The sequence below is a fragment of the Moraxella lacunata genome (assembly GCF_002027545.1).
Taxonomy (GTDB): Bacteria; Pseudomonadota; Gammaproteobacteria; order Pseudomonadales; family Moraxellaceae; genus Moraxella; species Moraxella lacunata.
In genome coordinates, this window is record NZ_MXAN01000130.1 from 6,657 (window position 1) to 7,361 (window position 705).

General features: G+C 45.5%; 1 protein-coding gene. It reads right to left on the bottom strand.

Annotated elements, in window-relative coordinates:
- Nucleotides 1-103: 103 nt before the first annotated feature.
- A complete protein-coding gene (locus B5J94_RS13625; protein ID WP_062501757.1) occupies nt 104-553 on the bottom strand; it encodes an NfeD family protein in 450 nt (149 codons plus the stop codon).
- Nucleotides 554-705: the final 152 nt, after the last annotated feature.

The window sequence follows — 705 nt, forward strand, 5'->3', positions numbered from 1 at the left end:
TTGGAAAGAAGTCTAATGAAATACAAGGCAAAGGTGATTTGCCCCTACCAATCTATCCAAATATGATGAATTGACAATACCACCAAATAGCAATTCAATGGCATTATTTACGCCGAACCACCAACTCATTGCCGAGTATCTGCACCACCACAACTCTATCGCCTGCCTGCAACACTTCGCCATCTGCCCCACGGCATAGCCATTCATCAGAGCCAACTTTTGGCACGCTAAACCGCACTTTGCCAAGTCTATCCGCACTCGGAGCTTGGGTGAGCATACCTATCTCGCCGATGATGACGCTACCCCCAAGCCCTGCGGTCGTGCGAGTCTTGATGTTGGGCTGGATAAATTTAAACCACGCCACACATGAGATGACCGACAGCACAAGCCACGAGATGACCCCCGCCCCAAAGCCCAAGCCAAACGCCCATGCAAGCACTGCCGTTACAACAGCAGACGCCCCGAACCATAGCAGAAAAAAGGTCGGCACAAACATCTCTAATATCATCAAAATCAGACCAAAAACCAACCAATGCCAAGGCTGTACGTTCATCAGGTGTCCTTATGTGGATTTTTGGTTAATATAAATCATTTATCAAAAATAGTCAATGATTTAACCCCAGACCCTAACCCATTGATAATCATAAAAAACACTTGACAGAATATAAAATCGGCTGACAATCTTTTGGAAAATGGAAAATGGAA

Bases quoted from the DNA above. Each gene is read 5' to 3' on its own strand.
- B5J94_RS13625 (WP_062501757.1), bottom strand. From the start codon at position 553: ATGAACGTACAGCCTTGGCATTGGTTGGTTTTTGGTCTGATTTTGATG.